Genomic DNA, 20,522 nt, shown 5'->3' on the forward strand with positions numbered 1-20,522 from the left:
AATTATCCCTGGTCAGAGCACCATTCTTCGTTCAAGACACACCATCAAGATCAACCGGCGTGAAAGCCCGAGGCTAGTCACAATGCCGCGCTATACCTACGGAGCAATTGACAAGAAAGCCAAAACCGTTGTCGAGGCCGACACCTACCGAATCGACAGCGGATATGTGACATTCCTGCGCGATGACAAGCCGTTCCTGAGTGTTCCGTTCTCTAAAGCGCCCATCGTGGCCGAGCTGGACGCAGACGGTGAACTACCCGTCTCATTCATTCCGTGACGCGGGTCAATCTCTCTGTGCCCCTTGGTAATAGCGCACAATCACGTTGTTGACAGAGGCACCAAACGAGCCGACACTAGCGGCATGGAACTCGCAGCACTCGCATACCTAGCCGATAACCTAGATCCCTCTATGTCGTGGATACCCCGCGCCATTTTGGACGGCAGGCAACCCACCGATCGGGACGTGCGGGCATTCATTGACTGCTTGGATTTGGCCGGGTGGGAGCAGGAGCTAGAAAACACCTAACCCCCGTGAATTACCACGGGGGTTAGGCGGGTGATCCCCGAACTAGGTGGGGGTCAATTTATCAGGGTGTCCCCGGTCGAACCGGGTGCTTCCCCGGCCCTGACAGCCGGGAAACTCAATTGTGCTCAGCGGGCGTTCATCCGGTAGCGGTCCAAAACCTGTCTCTCACCAATCGTCCAGCCTTGGAAGTTGTTGCCGTACTCGACGGCCAACGGACCCATAGATTCACGTTCAACATTCAGCGGATTCGCCAGCAACCGAAGAACGGCCGTCTGAATCACCGACTCAATATCGTCGGCTATACCGGTATCGGTGAAACCGACCCCACGGGTGTAACTTTTGGCCCGCGACGTGACTACCGCGATTGCCGCGCTGGCTTGGTCAGCGTCGAACGCCGAACCGGATAGCGCAGTCAGCGTTTCGGCGGTGACCATTACGCAGCGTCATACAAGCGGACCACACCGGCAGGGTTGGGGAAGCCGAACGAGATGCGGGCCGTCGCACGAACCTGCACGGCATCGTAGGAGAACGCCGAATCGAACGAACGCGTCACGGTGGTGCCGGTGCGCTGCACGATCAACACCTGTGAGGCGTCCACGCCCCACGCGTTCCCAGACGGGATGTCGGTCGATACCAACACCTGCACACCGGCCAGGGCGGTTCCGTCGCTCACAGCGTCAAACAGGCCCATGTTCGAGCCGCTCTGCTGCTTGGCCTTACTCAGCGTGAGGGCAACGTCAGGTGCTAGCAGGAAATGGGTCAGGGTCGCGCCATCGGCCAGGGCTGCGGCCTTCGCGTCGTGGAACGGGTCCAGCGACGTCAAGGTCACGGTGCCGGTGTCCACCACGTTGATTCCCGACAGGGACAACAGACCACTCGGCCCGTTGGTGGTGGTGTTGGCGAAGAACGCGGCGTCGATCTTCTTTGCAATCGAGCGTGCCAGGGTGCGGCCCACCTGATCGGCTGCGGCCGGGTTGCTGTCTTCGGCGGCCTCGGTGGAAATCTGAGTCAAACCCTTCACGGCCTTCGGCGTCACCACCAGCTCGGCGGTAGTCGGGTCGGCCAGCGTGATTTGGGTGTTTTCCGCATACCAGCCGACAGCCGGGTCAGCGGTCAACAGAGGGAACCGGATGCTTTCGTTAGCCGTGGAGACCAGCGTTCCGGACTGGAAAGCAATTGACTTCTCAGCGATTACGGTGTCAATCAGTTGGCCGTACGCTTCGGGTGTCCACGCTGCGGCGAGATTAGAGTTAAGAACTGCCATTGTTGAAATGCCTTTAAGTGACGTGCTTTTGGGGGACGCTCAACGCCACCGGGGCGGAGCAGCCAACGCCACCGGGACGTTATCTAGCTGTTCTTATTGTATCAACGGAACAGGCCTGAAAAGTCTGTTGGCACAGAGCTTTCCGCACGGACACCCTGCCCCACATCACCGTTGGGTTTGCGGGCCAAATGGGGTTTACGGTCAATCAATTCGGTGATCGCCGCCGGTATGTCGTCCAAATGTTCATCGGCGTAGGCAAGGTCAGTGGAGTCCGCTAGACGGCCGTCGATCTTCACCAGGGCGTCGTGCAGCCGGTGGCGTAAATCGTCGGCACCCTTGGCGCGTTCGCGGTACCCGGCCGACTCCCGGCGTAGTTCTTCCACATACTCGCGGGTGAACGTCTCGGTCTCGTCGGTGGTTTCGGTGTCTTGTTCAATCGGTTCGGTCATGATTTCTTCTTCCGTGTCTTCACTGGTTTCGGTGATTGAGGGATGGTGACGATTCGTTGCACGCACCGGCAGTTGAAATGCCGGGGCATCGGGTGCGCTGGTGGGTAGACGCGGCCGTTGCGCCACCAGCGGCGACAGATCGGGCAGGCGTCGGCGTCCAACTGCCGTACCCAACCGAGATAGCCGCCGCGTACCCGTTTCTTCCCGGCCATCGTCTGCTGTGCCCCGCTTTGGGCGGTGTGCAAAATTTCGGCAACCGCCAACCGTTCCGCCCGTGCTAAAGGGTCGGGGTCGGACAGGATGGTTTTCGCCGCCTGCATAAGCCGCCCGCTGTCGTCAACAGGTAACAGTCCTTTAGCCGGGGACGCCCGGCCGGTGAGGTTTTCAAGTTGGCGGGTAGTGAACGCCTCGGCCAACGCGAGGGCTTGTGCGTTGCCTCTCTGGACGATTGAGGCCAGGTTGGCTGCACGGGTAGCCCTGGTGACGTTTCGCCGGTTAGCGGCCAATCTAGCGGCTTTTGCGGTGCGGTCCGCGAGCTTCTCTAGCTGCAATTGGTAGGCGTCGGCGAAATCAGGCATCGGTGTCTATTTCAATGCCGATGCCGTCCAGCATGTCGGCGCGGCGGGCAACACGGATCTGTTGGATTTCGTCATCGGAGTAGCCCAGCTTCGCCAGGGCGTAGGATACGGGCAGGATTTTGGCCTGCACGAGTTTCACAACGGCGTCGGCTTCTTGGGCGACACTGCGGGTCGCCGCATCCGCCCACTGCACCCGCATCGGCAACCTGGTGGTGTCGGTGGATGTTGCGACCGCCAGCAACAGACGTGCGACCTGTTCCCACGAGCGTCCGAACAACAGTTGCTTGGATTCTGCACGCGCGGTCAGGGATGCCTCGGAAGCCCGCAGCGCGTCGGCCGATGTGGGTTGCGAAGTCAGAACGCCGAGATAATGTGAGGGCAGGGCGGAGACCGCTTGAATCTGCGAAATGAGCACCCGCACAGCCGTTTCAAAACCGGACAGTTGGCCTTCGCTGAAACTGCCGAATTTCGTTTCGGGATTCTCCGCAATCGCCCACGAGGTTGCCGACTCGTCAAACGGTGTCACGGTGTCCACCAAGACCTCACCGTCCACCACAACCGGGGTACCGTTTTCATCCAGAACGGGTTTCTCCACCAGCTCGACACCGGTCACCCAGCGCCTACCGAAACCCGCTGCGTGCGAAGCGATCACCATATCCAAGGTGACCTTCACCAGGGCGTCGGTCAGGTCCCGCAAATCGTCAATCTCGCTGCGGCCGTTATCGAACGGAACCAACGGAACACCACCAAGGGCGTGCTCGATAGTCTCAATCAGCCGGTATCCGCCGATAGCAGAGTTGGGTGTGTCCGCGCGCCAATGCTCCACCCGATCCGGCAGGTAGACATACGCCTCGGTGGTGTGTTTGGTGGAAAACCGTTTCACCCCGGCAATCACCGACCGGTCGGCCGGGTCACGGAGCACCGTGCACTGAAACGGTGACTCCGCCGTTGCCACCGGAACACCGTTGCGGCTCCACACCAACACGAACCCCTCCGAATAGGCCAGGGCGTCCACGTGGACCTGCGCCGCGAGCTGATCCAACTCACTGGCGATGAACAAATCCCACGCGCGGGGATCACTAAAGCCGGTGACCCGCAGCCGTTCGGTCAGGCTGGACACCGCCAGGCTAGGGACATTGATAGACATGCGGCACAACCTGTTGTCCAACGCTTTGCGGGATTCCGCCGACAGGAAAGCTAACGGCTGCCGCCCTTGGGTATAGAGCCACAGGATGCCCCGGTGCCCAAGGTGGGAATCCAAATCGGCAAGTAAATCGTGCAGTAGTTCAGAAGTCATTTCGTGATTACTCGGTGTCGTTTCTTCGGTCGGGAAGCAAGCCAGGATGACCGGGAGTAGGCCATCACCAGGCAGGCGACAAGGTCGATTTTCGGGGCGTTACGGGAGCGGGATTGCTTACCCAACCGCAACCCGCCATCGGATTCGATGACGCTGGCGGCCAATACGTGTGAGCGGAGACGCGTATCACCGGAATGAGTGAACGTCGCGTTCACAATCGCCCCGTGTAGGTCGGTGGTAGCTTTCGTCAACCGGCTAGGGCTGTGCGGGAACTCCACCACCGGGATTTCCTCGCTGGCGAGCACTTGCAGGGTACGGTTCCACCGGAACGGGTCCGCCACTACTTCGCGGACGTTCCATCGGCGGCACGCAGACCTGATTACATCTTCCACCGCGAGCACATCTATGCGGTTGTTGGTGTCGGCCGGGTCAAACACCGCCACCACATCGAAATGCGGACGCTTATCGACGGTGCCGACCAGGATTGCGGTGAAATCCCTTGCGTGACTTCCGTCGACAGCGATCACAACATCGGTACCCTCCGGGACGCCGGCGCACACCGCCAGGGCGTCCCAATCCTCGGCGGAAACGAACGAATCCTCGCCGCCGTACACGAATTGCCCTAGCCGGGACCGGCGGTAGGCCGGTTCTTTCGCGGTCCGCGCGTCCCGCTTGAACACGTCAGTAGCCAGGAACAAACCGTAGGCCGGATTCGCTAACTGGATGCAATGCTCACAGAGCTTGTCGTGGTGCTCATACCCGGCCGCTGAATACTCCCGGTACACCACATACTCGTCTCCGGTCTCTTGAGCTAGAGCACGCCAGTCGAGCAACACCGAATCATCCGGCGAATGCGGAGGGGTACCCACCGCCAGTAGCACCGACTCCGGTCTCTTCCCTTGCGCCAACATAAGCACGTCCACGGTTTCCCTTGGTGTAACACCGATTTCATCCACCGCGCAAAAGCTGAACTGCAAACCCTCAAGGGACGCCGGTTCACTAACCAAACACTCGAAAGACGTCCGGTTACCAGGAACATAGAGCCGTTCCCGGCCGGTCTGACACCGGGCGATCAACTCCGGTGACATCTCCACATAGTCACGGGCCGCGCGGAACAACAGGTTCGCCTGATCCTTGGTGCGGGCACAACAGACAATGTCGCCGCCGATATCGCTGGTGAACATCTTGAACACCGAAATCGCAGCTAGCAGAGACGTTTTCCCATTACCCCGCGCCAACAACCAACATGCCAAGCGCGGTTTAGGGTCAGGGTCCAAGACACTGGATACTAGCGACCGCTGGAAGTCGTAAATCTCCAACGGTTCGCCAGCGTGAAACCCGTTGCGCACCTTGACATATTGCTGGCAGAATTGGGTGAACTGCTCGGAGGGTGACCCTTCCCCGACGAACGGGAGCGGATCGCAACTCACCCGCTTCTTCGGCCCAACGGCTACCACAGCAAATCCTTCAGCAAACTAATTAGTACAGCTCTACACGCGTTAACTATCTATCAGTGCGCATTCGCACGCTCCGTGGGCCTTCGCAGCTCGTAGGGCTAGTCCCCAGGTCAAATGTGTTGTGTAACAACCGATTTGGCGGTTATTGAGCATTTTGAGGTGTTGCGCTGTGTTTGCTGTGACACTGATACGCGTGAGTTGGTCGACAATCCAGCAAACACCATCGTTGCTCTAGCAAACACCCGGGAGTATGCTTAGTCCCATGTCCTTACATCATGTTGTGGTCTACGGCACCGTCGTGCTACCCCTCCTGAAATCCGCGTGGGAGGGGTACCAGGATTACAAGCTCGCACGGAGGGGTGAACTTTCATGACGTACATCACTGATCTTGCCGCCGACCTTCGCAACGCGGGATGGGCGGATGCGGATTGCCGCGTCCGGGATGGGTTGGCTGTGTGCGAGTTTCGGCGTGGCGGTAGTTGCAAGTGGGTGTTGGTGGACACTGCGACGAATCTGGTTGTCGGCGGACGGTATTGATTTACAACGCACCTGGATAGTCGGGTGCGTAGGGTCGGGTGACGTTTGCTCCGCGTGCAGCACCCAGCTTTATGTTGTGCCTGTGGCATACCACTGTGCAATCCTCAAGGCGCACAGCCAGTCCCATGTTTGCCCGGTCATACGCGCGGGGAGAGTGGTCTAGCTCGATGCCACCTTCGCATCCGCCCAGATGGGCGTAAGTGCAAAAGGGTTGAAGCCGGATAGCCTCTTTGCGTAGTCGCCGCCAAGCGGAGCCGTAAGTTTTGTCTCCCTTAGGTCTACGGTACGTTCCATAGCTCGGCCGCTTGGGTGGCTGGCATTGTGTGCAGCGGGTGGCGTCGGTGGGTTCACCGCAGTCAAGGCAGGGGCGTTTTATCATGCCAACACTCGCAGCGGAGGCCACTGTGAATGGAGCCGCATCCGCACCCATTGGCGGACGCCGACTAGTTCTGAGTCGCTGCGCCAATACATTCTGGTAGACGTGTCTACCTTGTCGGTGGTTAGAGCTTCGGCGTATTCGTCGGCCAGCTCGCGGGCCAGGCCGAACGGTCGGGAGTGGAAATCCCAGACCAGCGTTTCACCATCGGGAAGCACCCCGTAGTGCCGGGCCTCGACTAGGTACGCGCCGCCCCGCATTGCGCCGGGGCAGCCTTTAGGTGTGTTCTTCCCGTAACGGGCAGTGGGGCTGAGCATAAGTCGGCAGACCAACGCGGAGTAGAGGCAGCATGAGCGGTGAAGGGGCATCGGTGATGTGGTCTTGTAATAGCCCACGCCGCTGTAGGGGCTTGGCGCCGGGGCATAGGTCGGCTCAGGTCCGTCCCACCAGATCGTCCAGCAGTTGCCCTCCACCCGGCACCCGCACATATGGCAGCGCCGGTTAAGGGTCAGGGCCATGCCGCGAATAATGTCCGGGGATTCGTCAGGGTTGCGGAAGTTCTGCCCGCCGGGATCAGAGTTAGCCATTCCCGGCAACTTGTTCCAGGGGGGAATGTGCCCGTAGGCGCGGGGTAGATCCCGCGTCCAGGGCGGTTCCGGCGGAGGCCAGCGCGTTGCGGTCAGAGTCATGCCGCTGATTTGCCCTGTGCGGGGCGAAAACCGTTGGCGCATAGATTGTATGCCGCGAAGAGGAAACGTGGCCCAGCGTGGACGTGAGAGGCCAAATCGGCTGCACGTTGCATTTAGCCACTGTCCCGCTGCCGGGCTTTTATCTGGTCTGCCTCAGCCTGCACCCTCGGGCTGTGCGCGGCAGCGTTAAACAACCTTGCTAGGTACGCGGTGGCCTCGGGGGTGAACGCCAGGACGTAGCGGCCGTACTGCGCATCGTCGAATTGCAGCGACACCACATCGCCTTCACTGCGATTGGGATGGTAGGACAGGACGAGATTGGTGGGCTGCAAGAGCTGCGGCTCAGTTGTGGTCATTGATCCAGTCCCTTTGCGTTGCAGCCCATTCCGCTTCGCGGCACCGCAGGCAGTAGCCGCCCCACGGGAGGTAGGAACCGCAGTTCCGGCAACACCAGTCGACACCCTCGACATATCTCGATGGTGTTGTCACGCCGCGTCCGTCAGTTCCAGCAGGCGCGCCAAGATCAACCGTCGGCCCAACTCCGCGTCCATCTGCCGCCAAAACTTTGCAGCGGCCATCGCAGTCTGAGTTGACAGTTCCCACCGTTCAGCGGGGATACCGGAATCGTTCGCCACGGTGAGAACCTGCAACGCCTGCTCGGCGGGGTCGTCTTCCAGAAACGCCAACAGCAATCTCAACGCCAGAACCTCGGTGTGCTTCACGAACCGTCTGCGGCGCTCAGCCAACGCCGGATCGGTGTTAAAGCGGGGCTCGTCAGAATGGAGGGTCTGCACTAACCATGGTCCTTTCGCGGCAGTTGGGGCAAATCTCGGTAAGCTTGACGTTGGGTGCGGCGAATGTCAGGAATTCGCCGCAGCGGCAACGCATCCCCGGCGTCCCTTTATCGTCGTATTGCTGCCCACATTGGGTGCAGCCATCTTCGGGGCGGCACGGCGCGCCGCAGTTGGCGCACTTGGAGTGTCGGCGCGGATTCTCCGACGATTCAACTTTCGGTTCTCCAAGTCGTGCGATTGGATCAGCAGGTGTTGCATCTGCAACACCTGCAAGGTCGCGGTCACGTTCACGCTTGCGGCGCTGCCGGTCCGCGGCCTTCTCTCGGCGCGTTTCGGCCGCGGACCCCTTAACCACCTGCGCTTCCTTCGCGGCGGCATTTGTGGCACTAAGGGTCTCCCCGGCCTTCGCATACCTATCGGCCCTGCCCTGCAAACACTCATGAGTGGTTTGTGCAGTGGTGTACTCCACCCGGAAACGGTCCCCACGAACTTCGGAAATCAGTCCGACGTCCAACATGGCGTCGATATCGGATTCCAAAGGATCACGCACCCGAAGCAACGCGTCAGCCACGGAGAATTCCCCGTCGATATAATCGCTACCGGTTGTCGCGTTCAACCTTTGGCAGTGGGCCTGCAACGAGATGTACGCAAACCGTTGCCCACGTTCCAGCCGGTAGACGCGCTCATCGGAGAACAACGCCAACGGTTTGATATCCAACTCAATGTTGGCGGTGTTAATGGTCCCGCTTGTCAAATCAGCAATAACCCCTTCGACCTGCTCTACCAGCAATTTTAGCATTGCGTTGAGAGAATCCGGTGCGGGCACAACATTTCCGGATGTTGTGCGTGTCTTTTAGCTAGCTCTCGAATAGGCACGAAATGCTTGTCTTAGCTTAGTCTTGTCTTTAGCACACTAGAATAGGCTTTGAGCTGCGAGTATCACGCATCTGTCACGCGTGACAGGTGGACGCCTGCGGCGTGACGCGAAAGGAAAGAAAGGGATTCGGCGGAGGCTACTGTCTCTTTTCGAGTCCTCGGTGTCTGTTCGCTCCCGGCATAAATATGTAATAGCGCACGCTGGCCCTGGCCTGGCCCGGCCCCTTTCGCCCGGCCGTTCGCGTTAAGAATAATAAGGCCAACGTAACCGGCAACATTACGAATCATTCCGAGCTATCCCAAACCATTGATACGACACGGCTGACGTGCCCGCCAATTTACCCCGGGCACCCGGCGGTAAACTTCAACTCGACCGCCGAATGACAAATAGAGAACCCGCGAAAGCGCAGCGATTTCGTCGCCTGCGATGGTACCGCCAATGCACAAAAGTCCCCTGCCGCCTCTGCTGTCGATACAACAAGCGGCCGCGCACCTAGGCGTGTCCGAGAAAACCATTCGCCGCTACATCGCGCAGGGCCGCATCAAAGCAAACAGGGTGGGGCCAAGGCTGATTCGCGTCGACCGCGAGTCCTTAATGGCACTCGCCAACCCCATCGGCCCTTACTGACCGGCAAGCGCCGACATCGCCTCAGCGATCTTCGCGTCCCGCTCCTGGGCGGCGATCTGATACCGCATCGCCATCCCCGGCGTGGTGTGACCCAACCGGCTCATCAACTCTTTGGTGGTGGCACCGGCCTGGGCGGCGAACGTCGCGCCGACATGTCGAAGATCGTGAATTCTCATGTCAGGCTTGCCCACGGCGGCGAATCCATTCTTCACCGACTTGGTGAAAGCGGTCTGCGACAACCGTTGCCCTCTTGTGGTGGTGAAAACGAAAGCCTCTGGGCCCGACCCGGTGTAGTTCTCCATGTGATTGCGCAGTATCTCCGCAATGTGTGGCGGCACCGTCACGTCACGAATCCCCGCGTCGGTTTTCGGTCGCCCGACCACCAATGTGTTGTGCACCAACGCATCTTTGTTGTGCACCACCGTCGCGGCACGCCGAATCTTCAGGGTCATTCGTTCGCCGTCGTCATGAACATCCTTGCGGCGCAATTCGATTAGCTCTCCAAACCGGAGTCCGCACCATGCCGCCACCGGCACCGCAGCCCGGTAACGCTCCGGTACCTTCTCAGCGACTTTCACCAACTCCGCAGGTGTCAGGGGTTGGACATCTCGCGGCTTTGGTGGCTTCCCCGCCGACTTGATCTGGCACGGATTCTCCGTTGCCGCTTTGTCCTCCACGGCGGTGTTGTAGATGGCTTTCAGGAGTTGGTAGGCGTGAGTGTTGCGGGTCGGCGTCTCCTTCCCTAGCCCTGTCCACCACGCACGGACCCTGGCCGGTGTCACGGCTCGCAGGATTTCATCGCCAAGCGTCGGCAGAATCCGACTGTCCAGCAGTTGCCGATACAGCGCCCGGGTCTTCGGGGTCAGGTCGCGGTGCTGCAACCAATCCTCGGCGTACTCCGCAACCGTCACCCCCTTCAAGGCCTGGAGCTTCGCCCTCGCTTCCGGTGGTGACCACTCCCCCAATTCCATTAGCTTGCGTTCATTCGCCAACCAGCCCTCAGCGTCGGTGCGGTTGTCGTATGTGTGGACCGCGTAATACCGCCTGCCGTCGTCAGCGATGTAGCTTGCCTGGACGCGACCGCTCCGCATCGTTCGCAGGGTGCCGAAGCCGCGCCTCCTGGTGGTCTTCTGAGAGGTCCGCGCGGCCTTCGGTGTCGTCATGTCTGCAACCTTAGCAGCGCAACGCTATTGCACCCTTGAGCTGGCTTTTCGTGTCTACCAACAGGTATTTGTGTCCCGTTTAAGGTTGCAAATGGAGTCCCAATAAATAGCTTCTGCGCTGGGCTTATATGCCGTTTCAGCGATCAGGTTGTGATCCTGAATGTCGCGGGTTCGAGTCCCGTCACTCACCCCATGCGGCAGAGGCATTCCGCCCTCTGACCGGCGCAGCGCGCGGACGTGCCCTATCCATTTCATATCGATCGGGCTAGCGTGGAATCCGGGGTCGGCCCATCAACCGATAAGGATTGCGATGGCTGGCAAGTTCGAGATCTTCAAGGACGCGCGCGGCGAGTTCCGCTTCCGGCTCAAAGCCGGCAACGGAGAAGTGATCGCCAGCAGCGAGGGATACAAAACGAAAGCTGCGGCGCAGAACGGCGTCGAATCGGTGCGCAACAACGCGCCCGCGGCGTCGCTGGTCGACCAAACCGCCTGAGTGTCCGCCGCCTCCCCGGTGGCGAGCAGACACGAGTCCCGGTTTCATCCCGGGCTTGGCCTTCGTGTCTGCTCGGACCCGAAAATGTTGCAGCGCAGCGTTATTCGAACCCGGCGAGGGTGATCCGCAGCGCGCTTTCCATCTCGACATGCATCGGTGAACTCGGTGCGTTATCGCCGATCAGCCAGCGGTCGATGACGAATCTGACCGTGGCCAGACTGGTGTGGACCAGCAGCGAAGGCCGGATGTCGACTGACGCATCGACGCCCATCCGGGCCGCCACGTACTCCACGAACTTGCGCTGATCGTCTTCGCTGACCAGCGACGTCTTCCGCAGCAGATGCGGCGCGGTAGCTACGGCCCGCTGCCAGGTGTCCAGGTTGAACTCGCTGGCGTTTCGGGCATGGGTGACGAACAGCGCGATCAACGCCTCCACCGCGGATTCGTCGGCGGGCCGGGTGGCGTATGAAGCTGCGATCTCGCTGATCGCCTGCCGAACTGGGTCGATGAGCAGGCCTTCTTTGGTCGGTGCATGCCGAAAGTAGGTGCTGATCGAGATTCCGGCGGCGGCGGCGATCTCCTCGGTCGTCACGGCATTGAATCCACGGTCGGCAAACAGGGCGTGTGCAGTGTGCTGGATCTGTGCGAGCAACTCGGCCCGCCGCCTGTCCCGGAGCGACTCGGAGTTTGCCAGGGACATGCCGTCGCCTTCGTGAGTCTGACATTCCAACACCAGGTTTGCGATCCGCGGGGGGCCGCAGATGAGTGACACTACACTATTGAAAGTGCCTATCAAGTAGGTTACGGTGATACCGCTAACCGTGCTGAACTGCAGAGTTACCGGACCGAGGCACTCATTTCGAGCGGGCTCCTATTTCGCAGCGCTTGACGCCTGCCGCTCAGCACCGATCAGTTGATGCTGGGGAGAGCGCCAATGATGTCGGTCTCGGGGGGGTTTACGCCGCGACCCGGGTTTGCTGAGATTGTTGGTCACTGGTGAAATGACCACACACCAAGAATCCGCCCTGCGCGAAGAGAGCCACTTGGACCGCCACGATGACGACGGTGTCGGAGCTATCCGGGACTGGGGAGCCGGCTACGTCGATCGCCACCCGGTCGCGTCGCTGCGGACGGTCGGCGATCAATTCGTGCTGGGTGTGCGCACCATCAAATACTTCTTCATCGATCTGTGCACCGGCCGGTTCCAATGGCAGGAATTCGTTCGGCAGGGCGCATTCATGGCCGGCACCGCGGTGCTGCCCACGATCCTGGTTTCCCTCCCGATCAGCGTCACCTTGTCCATCCAATTCGCCCTGCTCGCCGGCCAGGTGGGTGCCACCTCACTGGCCGGCGCCGCCAGCGGGCTTGCGGTAATTCGGCAGGGCGCCTCGCTGGTGGCCGCGGTGCTGATGGCGGCCGCGGTCGGGTCTGCGATCACCGCTGACCTGGGTTCACGCACCATGCGCGAAGAAACCGATGCCATGGAAGTGATGGGCGTGTCTGTGATCCGGCGACTGGTGGTGCCGCGCTTTGCCGCCGCCATCATGATCGGCGTCGCACTGACCGGCGTCGTGTGCTTCGTCGGGTTCTTCGCCAGCTACCTGTTCAACGTGTATTTTCAGGACGGCGCCCCAGGCAGTTTCGTGTCGACGTTCGCGTCCTTCGCCACCCCCGGCGATATGATCCTGGCACTGCTGAAAGCTGTCATCTTCGGTGCCATCGTCGCCATCGTCTCGAGCCAGAAAGGCCTGTCCACCAAGGGCGGTCCCACCGGAGTGGCCAACTCGGTGAACGCGGCGGTGGTCGAATCGATCCTGTTGCTGATGATCGTCAACGTCGCAATCAGCCAGCTGTACATCATGCTGTCGCCCCGGACGGGGCTGTGAAGTGACGACGTCCCCCTACCTACCGCTGGCACCGCTGAGCACCCGACTGCTCGGCGTCTACCGCAGATCGACCAAACCGGTCACCCGGCTGGGGCACATGCTGGTTTTCTTCGTTCGCGCCCTCGTCGCCGTCCCGCTCACCCTGCGTCAGTACAACGGCGAGTTTCTGCGACTGTTGTCGAACATCACCTGGGGCAACGGCTCGATCGTGGTGGGCGGCGGAACCGCCGGTGTGGCAGTCGTTCTCGGCGTCACGGTGGGGGCACTCGTAGGCATCGAAGGCTACAACTTCCTGGACCTGCTCGGCCTCGGGCCGGCGACCGGGTTCGTGTCGTCGTTGGTCAACACCCGAGAGCTGGCGCCGCTGATGGCGGCGATGGCTTTCGCAATGCAGGGCGGCTGCCGGTTCACCGCGCAACTGGGGTCGATGCGCATCGCCGAGGAGATCGACGCGATGGAATCGATTGCGATCCGGCCGATTCCGTATCTGGTGACCACCCGGCTGATCGCCTCGGTGATCGCGATGATTCCCTTGTACGCCGCCTGCCTGGCGATCGGCTATCTCACCACCCAGGTGGTCGTACAGATCAGCAGCGGCGGCTCGACCGGCTCCTATCTGCACTACTTCTCGCTGATGCTGGCCGGCCAAGACATTGTCTACTCGCTGTTCAAGGCGATCGTCTTTGTCTGGATTTCCGCCACCATCCAGTGCTACTACGGCTTTTACGCCAGCGGCGGCCCCGAAGGCGTGGGGGTGGCCGCAGGGCACGGCATGCGGGCCAGCATCACCGTCATGATTATCGTCAACATGCTGCTCACCATGGCGTTGTGGGGAGTGGACTCCGGTGCCAGGTTCGGTGGTTGACCGATGCCCAATTCTTTCGACGTCGACGGACGCGGCCCGTCCGACCGGCAGCTGCTCTGCGCCGGGGTGGCGGTTGTCCTGGTCGCAACGCTGCTCACCACCGGGCTGTTGTTCAAGTCCACCGGCCGCCTCGATGACTACGTGCGGGTGGTTGCCGACCTGGTCAACGTGGGTGACGGGCTGCCGCAAAAATCGGACGTCAAGTATCACGGCGTGCTCGTCGGGATGGTCGACGACGTGGTGCCCGCGGCCCACGGGAAGCCGAACTTCGTTCAGATCAACCTCAAACCGCAGTACGCCAAGTCGATTCCGGCGGCGGTCACCGCACGCGTCGTTCCGAGCAACGTGTTCGCGGTGTCGTCGGTCCAGCTCGTCGGTAACGGCCCGGGTTCGACGATTCGGCCGGGCGCCCACATTCAGGAAGACAAAGACCTGCCGACGGTGTTGTTTCAGACCACCGTCAGCAAGCTGCGTGACTTGCTGGCCGCCGCCGGGCGCGGTCGCGACGACAGGTCGGTGGGCATCCTGGCGGCCCTGGGTGCAGCGACCGACCACCGTCGCAGCGCGTTGTTGAACAGCGGGGCGCAGTTGAATCGTGCTCTGGATCAACTCAATTCGATCGTCAGCACCGATACCGGCCCCTCGACGGTGTCGGCGCTCATGGACGCGGCACGCGGACTGCAGACCACCGCACCGGATCTGGTCGACGCGCTGCACGAGGCTGTCGGGCCGATGCAGACGTTTGCCGAAACCCGCGCACAACTGGCCGGCCTGCTCGCCGGTGCCGAATCCACGGTGGGCACTGTGTATCAATCCTTCGACAACCACATGGACCAGCTGATCAGGATCTCCACCGACCTCACCCCTGTGCTGGGGGTGCTGGCGTTGCGTTCCAACAACTTCGTGCCGGCAGTGATCAAGCTGGACAACCTGGCCACCAAATTCCTCCAGGAGGTCTGGGACCCGGTGTTGGGTGTCGGCAACATGCGAGCCCGCATTTCGTTCACCCAGACCTTCGCCTACAGCCGGGCCGACTGCCCGCACTACGGTGAGCTCAAGGGTCCCAGCTGCTTCACCGCGCCGCTGGTTCCGAACAAACCTGCGGTGCCCGATGTGCTGTTGCCGCAGAACTATCACCCGCCCCTGGACCTGGCCCCGCCGCCGGGAACCGTAGTGGGGCCGGACGGCAACCTGGTGGCGGTCGGCCCGCCGCTGATCAACCCGAACCCCAGCCTGGCTGACCCCAATCCGCCTCTGCCACCGTTTATCTCGCCGTCGCCGCCGATACGGACCGGCGCCGATCCCGACATGCCGGACCCGTCGCCGCCCGCGCACGGACCGGTCCCACCGCCGCCGCTGCTGGGTCCGCCGGCACCAGGATCGGTCACCCCGTCCTCGTTCGGCGGCAACGTCGGCCCGGTCGGCAGCGAGTACGAACGAGCCATCCTCGGCGTGATCACCGGTCGGCCGGCCACCGCCGCCACCCAGCTGCTGCTGGGCCCCGTCGCGCGCGGAACAACGGTGTCGTTGGTCCCGCCGAGCGGGGCGGCGAAATGAAATTTCGCGGCCCGCTGATCGGCGTCACCCTCTTCATGGTGATCGCGCTGACCCTGACCTGGCTCGTGTATGTCAGCCTGCGGCGCGACGTCGCCGGCAACACCGCGTCGTATTCGGCGATGTTCACCGACGTGTACGGGCTTCGGGACGGCGACGACGTCCGGATGGCCGGGGTTAGGGTGGGCCGGGTCGAAACGGTCGAGCTGCAAGGCAAACTCGCGAAGGTCTCGTTCGTGGTGCAGACCGACCAGCACCTGTTCGGCAACACCGTCGCCTCGGTGATCTACCAGAACATCGTCGGGCAGCGATACCTCGGACTGTCCCTCGGGCCCGCAGAAGGTCGAGCGGGCAGTCAGTCACCACTATTGGCACCGGGCAGCACCATCCCCCTCGATCGCACCGAACCGTCGTTTGATGTCACCGCCCTGCTCAACGGCTACGAGCCGTTGTTCAGCCTGCTGAACCCGCGCGACGCCGACAACCTCACCAAAGGCGTCCTGGAATCGTTGCAGGGCGACACCTCCTCACTTGCCACCCTGATCAGTCAAACATCCACGCTGACTGAGACTTTCGCCGGTAGGGACCAGGCCCTCGGGGATGTCATCACCAACCTGAACAAGGTGGTGGCCAACCTCGCCGCGCAGGACGTCAATCTTGACGGCGTCATCACCCAGACCCGCGACGTCATCGGCGCTCTCAACCAGCGGCGTCCCGAGCTGGTGGCCGCGATGGGTTCGTCGTCGCGAATGACGCAGAACCTGGCGCGAATCGCGCGCGAAGACTACCCGGCGCTACGCGAATTCATCGACCGCAGACCAGGAGTCACCCGACACCTGCTCGACGTCGAACCACAGGTGGCCTTCTTCGGCGACAATATCCCGCTGTTGCTGAAGGGCTTGACCCGCATCGGAAATCAGGGCGCCTACGGCAACGCCTACCTGTGCGACGTGAACGTGTTCGGGTTCTTCCCCGGACTCAATGACGTGGTGCCGATCATCGTCAATGCCGCCACACCGGGTAATAGAGCGATGCACACACCCCGATGCAGGAATGTCGGCAATGGGTGATTTGTCAGGACGGCAACGAATTGCGGAGCTGCGCAAGCGTCCGCTGGAGAGCTTCAGCAAGTCCTGGTTGGGCTCCATCGCCGTCGCAGTGGTGGCAGTGCTGATCGGCACCCTGCTCACAGTTCATGCGCTCGGCGCCGGTTACCGCCATTTCACGGCCGAACTCTTGCAGGCGGCGTCGTTGCGGCCCGGCAACCCCATCACTGTGGCCGGCATTCCGGTCGGCGAGGTGACCAGTATGAAGCTGGTCGGTGATCACGTCGAGGCCGGTCTGAAGATCAAAGATGATGTGGCGCTCGGTAAGGACTCCAAGGCCTCGATCAGAGTGACGACCATCCTGGGTTCGCGGTACCTGGCGGTGGAACCTGACGGCCAGGGGTCGCTTCCCAACGGGACGTTCGATCTGGCGCACACCGCAGTTCCCTATGACCTGCAGGCCGCATTACAAGATGCCACAACAACTTTCGAACAGGTGGACTCGGACAGGTTCGCACAGTCGTTGGCGGTGCTCGGCAAGCAACTCGAGGGGCTGCCCGCGGTCGTACCGCAGGCGATGGCCAACATCGATTCGTTGTCGTCGATCATCGCCCAGCGTCGCGACCAACTCGGTCAACTGCTCAAGAGCACCGAACAGGTCACCAACACGCTGCGCGGTCAGCAGGCGAACCTCGGCAACGTGGTCACCCAGGCGCAAGAGCTGCTGAGCCAGTTCGTGGCGCGACGCGCCGTCTTTCACGCCCTGATGCAGTCGCTCACCAATATCGTCGACACGCTGAATCAGCTTGTGGTCAATGATCGTTCGGGGCTGGAGACGTTGCTGAAGGATATGCACGATTTCACCGGGATGATGGCCCAGCACGACGATCTGCTGCGCAGCATGCTGCAGGTCACGCCGGTGTTCGTCCGTGAGGCCGCCAATCTGACCGGGGATGCCAACGCCGTCAGCTTCAACGCTCCGAACGCACTGCTGATCGATTCGTGGATGTGCGCACTCAGTGGGCGCGCCCAGCAGTTCGGGCTGATCCCCTACTTCAAGGACTGCAAGTGAGGCGCCGGGTCGTCACATTCGTCGCCATCGTGGCGACGGTGATCACCGTGATCGGCCTCGGGTGGTACTTCACCGGCAAACCCGGACCGATCACGGTGACAGCCCAATTCGACAGTGCTTCAGGTCTGTACGAGGGCAACGTGGTGGCGGTGCTCGGCATGCCGGTCGGCAAGGTCACCAAAATCATCCCCAAGGGTGGCTACGTCGAAGTCCAGTTCACCGTCGACCGGGACGTCAAAGTCCCTGCCGATGTTCAAGCCGTGACGGTGTCGACATCGATTCTCACCGACCGCCAGATCGAGCTGACCCCGCCCTATCGCGGCGGTTCGGTGTTGGCCAACCATGACACCATCGGCCTGACCCGCACCAGGACACCGGTCGAATTCAGCCGGGTGCTCGCCGTCCTCAACAAGGTGACCAGGTCGCTGCAGGGTGACGGTCACGGCGGCGGCCCGATCGCCGACGTGATCAACGGCGGCGCCGAAGTCGTCAACGGCAACGGCGGCAAAATCAAAGGGGCACTTGACGAACTGTCCAAGGCGCTGCGGCTCAGTAGCGACGGCGGCGCCCAGACCCGCGCGCAGATCACCACCATCATCAAGAACCTCAGTTCACTGTTCGAGGCCGCCGCCGCCAATGACGGCAAGCTGCGCGAATTCGCCGCGACCATCCACCAGCTCACCCAGATCCTGGCCGACGAGGACATCGGCGGCGGCAGCACCGGAAGAATGCTCGACCAACTGATGCAGCGGGCCAATGAGCTGCTCGATGCCAACCGCGACAACATCAGCCAGGCCCTGCGCAACGGCAACACCCTGGCCAAGACGTTGGTCGACGAGCGGCGCGGTCTGGCCGAGACACTGGACGTCGCTCCGCTGCTGGCGGACAACGCCTACAACATGGTGGACCGCCAGAACGGTGCCGTGCGAGCGCACTTCCTCACCGACCGAATGATTTTCGACAGTCAGCTGACCAAAGAGATCTGCAATCTGATGGGTCTCCGGCAACTCGGCTGCAGCACCGGCACCGCGCAGGACTTCGGGCCCGACTTCGGGTTGACCTACGTGCTGGACGGTCTGGCAGCGATGGGCCAGCGATGAGCAGCGGCCGCGCCAAAGCAGCCGCTGCCCTCACCGCGGTGGGCATCGTCAGTTCCGGGTGCGCCACCAACGGCCTTGCCAGCCTGCCACTTCCGGCCCCGGGAATGGGTTCCGGCGGTTATCTGCTGACCGCGGTGTTCTCCAACGCGCTGAACCTGCCGATGAATGCGAAGGTGAAACTCGCCGGGGCCGATGTGGGCCAGGTCGAGTCGATGGTCGCGCGCAACTACACCGCGGTCACCACGCTGCGCATCCGCGATGGGGTGCTGCTGCCGAAAGGCAGCACCGCCGAATTACGCACCGCCACGCCGCTGGGCGATGTGTTCGTGTCCGTGCGGCCGCCGGCTGAACCCGACTCGGCCCTGCTGACCAACGGCGACACCATCGGTCTGGAGTCGACCGCGGCGGCAGCGACCGTCGAGTCGGTGCTGAGCTCGGCCGCCATCCTGGTGAACGGTGGCGCGGTACGCAACTTCACCAACATCATCAACGGGTTCGGCAAAGCCACCGGTGATCAGGGCCACGCGTTCGGTGAGTTGATCCGAAAATCTAACCAACTTCTGAGCACGATGGACGCCCGGTCCGGCCAGATCTCCAGTGCACTGACCGAAATGTCGAATCTCAGTGCGCAACTCGACGCCAAGAATCAGGAGCTGAGCGAACTGATGGCGGCGGCCAACCCGGCCATGAGCGCCCTGTCCGCGAACACGACCGACCTGACCAACCTGGTCGTGCGACTCGGCGACACCAGCCGGCTGTTGTCCAGGTTCCCGTCGCTGGGCGGAACCGACACCAGTGGCCGCAGCGTGATCCGCGACCTGAACACCATCGCCGCGGCTGCCAACGACGTCGCAGTCAGCCCCGACACCAGCTGGCTGGCGTTGAACCGGCTGTTGCCGGTGTTGATCAAATCGACTGCCGGAAGCGCGATTTCAGTGCATGTGGGTGTCGACCAGTTGGTGCTGGGAGCGATACCCGACATCGGCTTCCCAGGCGACCGCGGTCTGCACGGCCCGACCCGGTTCACCTGGAATGAGTTCGTCGGCACGCTGAAGTACACCCTGTTCCGGTTGCAGGAACGAGTAGTCGGCCGCGGGCCGGAGGCCGTGCAGGTACCGGTGGTCCCCGATCCGAACGTCCCGGGCGGATTGCTGGTCGGCCCCACGCCGGGCACGTCGCACGCCCCGCCCGCACCGGAGCTGCCCGGTCTGCTATCGCCAGGACCACAACCGTGATCGGCTCCGCGGCAGAGACTTTGGTGCGGCTGGTGCGTGCCGGCCACCGCAGACAGGTCTGGTTGTCGGTGGCCGGGCTGGTGCTGACCCTGGTAGTTGCGACCGCGTATCTGCTGATCGGTGCGCTGCGGGTGAAGCCGTTCGCGTCGTCTTACCGGGTCACCGTGCAGTTGCCGGAATCCGGTGGGCTGCTGCCGAATCAGGATGTCTCGCTGCGCGGGGTGCGGATCGGTCGCGTCGAGTCGTTGCAGCTCACCGACCAGGGTGTGAATGCGATCGCCAGCATCGACAGCACGGTGCGGGTCCCGGCGTCGGCGGTGGCGCACGTGTCGGCCCTGTCCCCCGCCGGTGAGCAGTACATCGACTTCCAGGCGGAGTCCGACGCCGGACCATACCTGCACGACGGCAGCTTGATCGGTCTCGGCCACGCCACCGTCCCGGTCAGTCTGGCGAAGCTGCTCGGTGATGCCGACGGCCTGCTGGCCCAAGCCGATCCACGCAAGATCGAGCTGATCAAGCGGGAACTCAGCATGAGTAAGGAGGGACCGGGCAAGCTCGCGGCCCTCTCTGCCAACCTGGGTTGAGGCACCCGCCCCCTGACAATTAGTGACCCGAGGGCGGGGATGGAGAGACTCCC

At 62.1% G+C, this 20,522-nt stretch carries 22 protein-coding genes and 1 pseudogene; 11 read left to right on the plus strand and 12 right to left on the minus strand.

Features of this window, described 5'->3' with window-relative positions; translation table 11 throughout:
* On the plus strand, nucleotides 1-277 hold a 277-nt coding region (locus ACZYZ9_RS26080; protein WP_463829046.1), incomplete at its 5' end, for a hypothetical protein.
* A gap of 374 nt (nucleotides 278-651) precedes the next feature.
* Here ACZYZ9_RS26080 and ACZYZ9_RS26085 read toward each other — a convergent pair.
* The 10 genes from ACZYZ9_RS26085 to ACZYZ9_RS26130 form a co-directional block, all read right to left on the minus strand.
* Entirely contained in the window at nucleotides 652-960 is a 309-nt protein-coding gene (locus ACZYZ9_RS26085) for a hypothetical protein (protein WP_463829047.1), read from the minus strand.
* Nucleotides 960-1,790 (minus strand): phage major capsid protein, encoded by an 831-nt coding sequence (locus ACZYZ9_RS26090; RefSeq protein ID WP_463829048.1) that lies wholly within the window; start codon nucleotides 1,788-1,790, stop codon nucleotides 960-962. Before ACZYZ9_RS26090 ends, ACZYZ9_RS26085 begins: the two co-directional genes overlap by 1 nt.
* 101 nt (nucleotides 1,791-1,891) lie before the next feature.
* Nucleotides 1,892-2,239: a hypothetical protein gene (locus ACZYZ9_RS26095; RefSeq protein WP_463829049.1), complete on the minus strand. Its 348-nt coding sequence runs from the start codon at nucleotides 2,237-2,239 to the stop codon at nucleotides 1,892-1,894.
* Nucleotides 2,236-2,817 (minus strand): hypothetical protein, encoded by a 582-nt coding sequence (locus tag ACZYZ9_RS26100; protein ID WP_463829050.1) that lies wholly within the window; start codon nucleotides 2,815-2,817, stop codon nucleotides 2,236-2,238. The genes ACZYZ9_RS26095 and ACZYZ9_RS26100 overlap by 4 nt, the downstream gene beginning before the upstream one ends.
* Nucleotides 2,810-4,114 carry a phage portal protein gene (locus tag ACZYZ9_RS26105; protein WP_463829051.1) on the minus strand — a complete coding sequence of 435 codons (1,305 nt, stop codon included), beginning with the start codon at nucleotides 4,112-4,114 and terminating at the stop codon, nucleotides 2,810-2,812. Before ACZYZ9_RS26105 ends, ACZYZ9_RS26100 begins: the two co-directional genes overlap by 8 nt.
* A complete protein-coding gene (locus tag ACZYZ9_RS26110) occupies nucleotides 4,111-5,571 on the minus strand; it encodes a terminase large subunit domain-containing protein (RefSeq protein WP_463829052.1) in 1,461 nt (486 codons plus the stop codon). Before ACZYZ9_RS26110 ends, ACZYZ9_RS26105 begins: the two co-directional genes overlap by 4 nt.
* Nucleotides 5,572-6,483: 912 nt before the next feature.
* Entirely contained in the window at nucleotides 6,484-6,744 is a 261-nt protein-coding gene (locus tag ACZYZ9_RS26115; protein WP_463829053.1) for a hypothetical protein, read from the minus strand.
* Nucleotides 6,745-7,286: 542 nt separating this feature from the next.
* Entirely contained in the window at nucleotides 7,287-7,529 is a 243-nt protein-coding gene (locus ACZYZ9_RS26120; protein WP_463829054.1) for a hypothetical protein, read from the minus strand.
* A gap of 129 nt (nucleotides 7,530-7,658) precedes the next feature.
* Complete coding sequence (locus ACZYZ9_RS26125) at nucleotides 7,659-7,967, minus strand: hypothetical protein (RefSeq protein WP_463829055.1); 309 nt, start codon at nucleotides 7,965-7,967, stop codon at nucleotides 7,659-7,661.
* The gene (locus ACZYZ9_RS26130; RefSeq protein ID WP_463829056.1) at nucleotides 7,948-8,766 is read right to left on the minus strand and encodes a hypothetical protein; all 819 of its coding nucleotides are present in this window, start codon (nucleotides 8,764-8,766) and stop codon (nucleotides 7,948-7,950) included. Before ACZYZ9_RS26130 ends, ACZYZ9_RS26125 begins: the two co-directional genes overlap by 20 nt.
* A gap of 516 nt (nucleotides 8,767-9,282) precedes the next feature.
* Here ACZYZ9_RS26130 and ACZYZ9_RS26135 point away from each other — a divergent pair.
* Nucleotides 9,283-9,471, plus strand: coding sequence for a helix-turn-helix domain-containing protein (locus ACZYZ9_RS26135; RefSeq protein ID WP_463829057.1), 189 nt, complete (start codon nucleotides 9,283-9,285; stop codon nucleotides 9,469-9,471).
* Here the strand turns inward: ACZYZ9_RS26135 and ACZYZ9_RS26140 are convergent.
* Nucleotides 9,465-10,634: a site-specific integrase gene (locus ACZYZ9_RS26140; RefSeq protein ID WP_463829058.1), complete on the minus strand. Its 1,170-nt coding sequence runs from the start codon at nucleotides 10,632-10,634 to the stop codon at nucleotides 9,465-9,467. The two genes, ACZYZ9_RS26135 and ACZYZ9_RS26140, sit on opposite strands and share 7 nt — an antisense overlap.
* Before the next feature lie 310 nt (nucleotides 10,635-10,944).
* Here ACZYZ9_RS26140 and ACZYZ9_RS26145 point away from each other — a divergent pair, with 310 nt between their 5' ends.
* Nucleotides 10,945-11,127 carry a YegP family protein gene (locus tag ACZYZ9_RS26145; RefSeq protein WP_463829059.1) on the plus strand — a complete coding sequence of 61 codons (183 nt, stop codon included), beginning with the start codon at nucleotides 10,945-10,947 and terminating at the stop codon, nucleotides 11,125-11,127.
* 100 nt (nucleotides 11,128-11,227) lie between these two features.
* On the opposite strand, the gene ACZYZ9_RS26150 is transcribed toward ACZYZ9_RS26145, so the two are convergent.
* Nucleotides 11,228-11,827 (minus strand): TetR/AcrR family transcriptional regulator, encoded by a 600-nt coding sequence (locus tag ACZYZ9_RS26150; RefSeq protein ID WP_463829060.1) that lies wholly within the window; start codon nucleotides 11,825-11,827, stop codon nucleotides 11,228-11,230.
* A 301-nt stretch (nucleotides 11,828-12,128) separates the two neighbouring features.
* Between ACZYZ9_RS26150 and ACZYZ9_RS26155 the strand changes: the two genes are divergently transcribed.
* From ACZYZ9_RS26155 to ACZYZ9_RS26190, 8 genes and pseudogenes are all read left to right on the plus strand, one after another.
* Nucleotides 12,129-13,013, plus strand: coding sequence for an MlaE family ABC transporter permease (locus ACZYZ9_RS26155; protein WP_463829061.1), 885 nt, complete (start codon nucleotides 12,129-12,131; stop codon nucleotides 13,011-13,013).
* A 1-nt stretch (nucleotide 13,014) separates the two neighbouring features.
* The gene (locus tag ACZYZ9_RS26160; RefSeq protein ID WP_463829062.1) at nucleotides 13,015-13,878 is read left to right on the plus strand and encodes an MlaE family ABC transporter permease; all 864 of its coding nucleotides are present in this window, start codon (nucleotides 13,015-13,017) and stop codon (nucleotides 13,876-13,878) included.
* Nucleotides 13,879-13,881: 3 nt separating this feature from the next.
* On the plus strand, nucleotides 13,882-15,435 hold the full coding sequence (locus ACZYZ9_RS26165) for an MlaD family protein (RefSeq protein ID WP_463829063.1): 1,554 nt from the start codon (nucleotides 13,882-13,884) through the stop codon (nucleotides 15,433-15,435).
* Nucleotides 15,432-16,502, plus strand: coding sequence for an MCE family protein (locus ACZYZ9_RS26170; protein ID WP_463829064.1), 1,071 nt, complete (start codon nucleotides 15,432-15,434; stop codon nucleotides 16,500-16,502). The genes ACZYZ9_RS26165 and ACZYZ9_RS26170 overlap by 4 nt, the downstream gene beginning before the upstream one ends.
* Nucleotides 16,495-17,550, plus strand: coding sequence for an MCE family protein (locus ACZYZ9_RS26175; protein ID WP_463829065.1), 1,056 nt, complete (start codon nucleotides 16,495-16,497; stop codon nucleotides 17,548-17,550). The genes ACZYZ9_RS26170 and ACZYZ9_RS26175 overlap by 8 nt, the downstream gene beginning before the upstream one ends.
* A gap of 29 nt (nucleotides 17,551-17,579) precedes the next feature.
* On the plus strand, nucleotides 17,580-18,650 hold the full coding sequence (locus tag ACZYZ9_RS26180) for an MCE family protein (protein WP_463829067.1): 1,071 nt from the start codon (nucleotides 17,580-17,582) through the stop codon (nucleotides 18,648-18,650).
* Nucleotides 18,647-19,885 carry an MlaD family protein gene (locus ACZYZ9_RS26185; protein WP_463829066.1) on the plus strand — a complete coding sequence of 413 codons (1,239 nt, stop codon included), beginning with the start codon at nucleotides 18,647-18,649 and terminating at the stop codon, nucleotides 19,883-19,885. Before ACZYZ9_RS26180 ends, ACZYZ9_RS26185 begins: the two co-directional genes overlap by 4 nt.
* Nucleotides 19,882-20,451, plus strand: a pseudogene (locus ACZYZ9_RS26190) (MlaD family protein); the annotation flags it as partial. The gene ACZYZ9_RS26185 and the pseudogene ACZYZ9_RS26190, both read left to right, overlap by 4 nt.
* Between the last annotated feature and the right edge of the window lie 71 nt (nucleotides 20,452-20,522).

The organism is Mycobacterium sp. IDUB_28 (assembly GCF_055419285.1).

Bases quoted from the DNA above. Each gene is read 5' to 3' on its own strand.
- ACZYZ9_RS26145 (WP_463829059.1), top strand. From the start codon at position 10,945: ATGGCTGGCAAGTTCGAGATCTTCAAGGACGCGCGCGGCGAGTTCCGC.
- ACZYZ9_RS26115 (WP_463829053.1), bottom strand. From the start codon at position 6,744: ATGCGGGGCGGCGCGTACCTAGTCGAGGCCCGGCACTACGGGGTGCTT.
- ACZYZ9_RS26085 (WP_463829047.1), bottom strand. From the start codon at position 960: ATGGTCACCGCCGAAACGCTGACTGCGCTATCCGGTTCGGCGTTCGAC.
- ACZYZ9_RS26155 (WP_463829061.1), top strand. From the start codon at position 12,129: ATGACCACACACCAAGAATCCGCCCTGCGCGAAGAGAGCCACTTGGAC.
- ACZYZ9_RS26135 (WP_463829057.1), top strand. From the start codon at position 9,283: ATGCACAAAAGTCCCCTGCCGCCTCTGCTGTCGATACAACAAGCGGCC.
- ACZYZ9_RS26100 (WP_463829050.1), bottom strand. From the start codon at position 2,817: ATGCCTGATTTCGCCGACGCCTACCAATTGCAGCTAGAGAAGCTCGCG.
- ACZYZ9_RS26130 (WP_463829056.1), bottom strand. From the start codon at position 8,766: ATGCTAAAATTGCTGGTAGAGCAGGTCGAAGGGGTTATTGCTGATTTG.
- ACZYZ9_RS26120 (WP_463829054.1), bottom strand. From the start codon at position 7,529: ATGACCACAACTGAGCCGCAGCTCTTGCAGCCCACCAATCTCGTCCTG.
- ACZYZ9_RS26185 (WP_463829066.1), top strand. From the start codon at position 18,647: ATGAGCAGCGGCCGCGCCAAAGCAGCCGCTGCCCTCACCGCGGTGGGC.
- ACZYZ9_RS26175 (WP_463829065.1), top strand. From the start codon at position 16,495: ATGGGTGATTTGTCAGGACGGCAACGAATTGCGGAGCTGCGCAAGCGT.
- ACZYZ9_RS26095 (WP_463829049.1), bottom strand. From the start codon at position 2,239: ATGACCGAACCGATTGAACAAGACACCGAAACCACCGACGAGACCGAG.
- ACZYZ9_RS26090 (WP_463829048.1), bottom strand. From the start codon at position 1,790: ATGGCAGTTCTTAACTCTAATCTCGCCGCAGCGTGGACACCCGAAGCG.
- ACZYZ9_RS26150 (WP_463829060.1), bottom strand. From the start codon at position 11,827: ATGTCCCTGGCAAACTCCGAGTCGCTCCGGGACAGGCGGCGGGCCGAG.
- ACZYZ9_RS26170 (WP_463829064.1), top strand. From the start codon at position 15,432: ATGAAATTTCGCGGCCCGCTGATCGGCGTCACCCTCTTCATGGTGATC.
- ACZYZ9_RS26165 (WP_463829063.1), top strand. From the start codon at position 13,882: ATGCCCAATTCTTTCGACGTCGACGGACGCGGCCCGTCCGACCGGCAG.
- ACZYZ9_RS26105 (WP_463829051.1), bottom strand. From the start codon at position 4,114: ATGACTTCTGAACTACTGCACGATTTACTTGCCGATTTGGATTCCCAC.
- ACZYZ9_RS26140 (WP_463829058.1), bottom strand. From the start codon at position 10,634: ATGACGACACCGAAGGCCGCGCGGACCTCTCAGAAGACCACCAGGAGG.